General features: G+C 63.5%; 3 protein-coding genes. All 3 read right to left on the bottom strand.

Translation table 11 applies throughout. From position 1 onward, the window contains the following. The coding region (locus RMN84_RS08450) for a hypothetical protein (RefSeq protein ID WP_309611736.1) at positions 1 to 265 on the bottom strand (265 nt) is incomplete at its 3' end. Beyond that, positions 262 to 864: a PepSY domain-containing protein gene (locus RMN84_RS08445; RefSeq protein ID WP_309611735.1), complete on the bottom strand. Its 603-nt coding sequence runs from the start codon at positions 862 to 864 to the stop codon at positions 262 to 264. The genes RMN84_RS08445 and RMN84_RS08450, both read right to left, overlap by 4 nt. Before the next feature lie 298 nt (positions 865 to 1,162). Next, complete coding sequence (trxB, locus tag RMN84_RS08440; protein WP_309611737.1) at positions 1,163 to 2,128, bottom strand: thioredoxin-disulfide reductase; 966 nt, start codon at positions 2,126 to 2,128, stop codon at positions 1,163 to 1,165. Positions 2,129 to 2,131 lie beyond the last annotated feature (3 nt).

The following is a 2,131-nucleotide window of genomic DNA, read 5'->3' as shown; positions in this document are numbered from 1 at the left end:
GGTCGATCTCCGCGCCCTGCCGCACGCGCCGGAAAGTGTCGGGTCCGTCGGGGTTAATCAGCCGTTCGGCGAACCCCCACGCGGTCAGGCGGAAGTCGCCCGACTGATAGACGATCCCCGCATCGGGCTTGAAATAAAGCCCCTGCCGGGTTGGCGCGGGAACCTTCGGCTGCGGGGTGACATCACCGGCAGTGCCTCTGGTCTGTGCGCTTAGCGGTGCTGCGGCGATAAAGGCCGCGAGGACGGCAGGCAGGGTGGCCTTCACCAGAAATACCGTCGCCACCCGGTCAACTGCGATGCCGAACCCTTCTGCCGAGCGCGATACATTTTGACGTAAATCCACACCCCGGTCAGCGTCATTGCGACCAGCCCCAGTCCCCACAGCAGGCCAAGGAACTTGCCGCCGTCGCCGATGATCTCCCCCGAATGGAGCCGGAGCAACCAGTCTTCTCCATCGGGCTCGTCGGAGAGGATCACACCGTTCGCCACGCTTACCGCAACCTTGCGCGGGTCGCTCCCGTCGAGGTGGAACACGAACGATGGATTCGAGGCCTTGATCTGCCAGTCGACTCCAGTGACCGAGCGATTGCCATAGCGAGCGAGAAGCGTCGTGCGCGCACGGTCGAGCGCGGCTGGGTCGAGGCCGGTGGGCTTGGCGAGCGACAACGGCGACACGATCAAAGCTGCGGCCTCCTTCGCCGCTTCCTCGGACCCGAATATCTGCTGATACTGAAGGGCGACGCCGGTGACCGAAACCAAGATAAACAGTACCGCCGCGCCGATGCCGAGCCAGCGATGAAACTGGCGTGAGGTCAGCCGCGTTCTTTTTGTCGATGGCGGCACATCATTCCCCGTTTCTGTCATGCAATAAGTGACATGTAATACGAACTGACCGCTGTCGGCTTTGCGCTGTCAGCTCACATGCAACATAACCGGCTAGACTGCTAACCACCAAAAAACGGACAACAAGAAAATGCTGTCCTACAGCCCCCAACTTATGCCACCACAACAGCGTTCTTTCTAAGCATCGGCCATCACATATCTCGCGCGCTTATATCCCCGCGCGAAAACCTCGGTACCGTGTGAACTTTAGTGAACTTTGAACACCGCCGTCGCCCGCAAAAACCCTTCGTGACCGTGAATCAGTGTGAAGAGTGCGACCCTACTCCGCCGCCTGCAGCGCTTCGAACTCCATCTCCGCCAGGAACCGCTCGGCATCGAGCGCGGCCATGCAGCCCGTTCCCGCCGCCGTCACCGCCTGCCGGTACAGCTTGTCCATCACATCGCCGCACGCGAACACGCCCGGCACGTTGGTCCGGGTGCTGCCCGGGGCGCACTCTATGTAGCCGTCGGCGTCGAGCGTGATCTTGCCCGCGAACAATTCGGTCGCGGGCTTGTGGCCGATCGCGACGAACGCCCCGTCGACATCGATCCGCGAAATCTCGCCGGTGCGGACGTCGCGCAAATCGAGCCCGACCAGCGCTTCGGGCGTCCCGCCGGCGACGAATTCGGCGACTTCGCTGTGCCAGATGATCTTGATGTTCTGGTGGGCGAACAGCCGGTCCTGCAGGATCTTCTCGGCGCGCAGACTGTCGCGGCGGTGGATCAGGGTGACGTCGTGGCTGTGGTTGGTGAGGTAGAGCGCCTCCTCGACCGCCGTATTGCCGCCGCCGATCACCGCGACCTTCTTGCCGCGATAGAAAAAGCCGTCGCAGGTCGCGCAAGCCGACGCGCCCTTGCCCTTCATATGTTCCTCGGACGGCAGCCCGAGCCATTTGGCTTGCGCGCCGGTGGCGATGATCAGCGTGTCGGCATGATATTCGCCACTGTCGCCCTTGAGCACGAACGGGCGCCGCGTCAGGTCGACCGAGGCGATATGGTCCCACACCATGCGCGTCCCGACATGCTCGGCCTGGGCCTGCATTTCCTCCATCAGCCACGGGCCCTGGATGACATCGCGAAAGCCGGGATAATTCTCGACATCGGTGGTGGTGGTCAGCTGGCCGCCGGGCTGGATGCCCTGGACGACGACCGGCGACAGGCCGGCGCGGGCGGCGTAGATGGCGGCGGTGAGACCCGCCGGGCCGGAGCCGAGGACGAGGAGGCGGGTGGAGATGACATTGCTCATGGC

The sequence above is a fragment of the Sphingomonas sp. genome (genome assembly GCF_031380695.1).
Lineage (GTDB): Bacteria > Pseudomonadota > Alphaproteobacteria > Sphingomonadales > Sphingomonadaceae > Sphingomicrobium.
The sequence above is the reverse complement of the archived record's forward strand: the minus strand, read 5'-3'. Positions and strand labels throughout refer to the sequence as shown.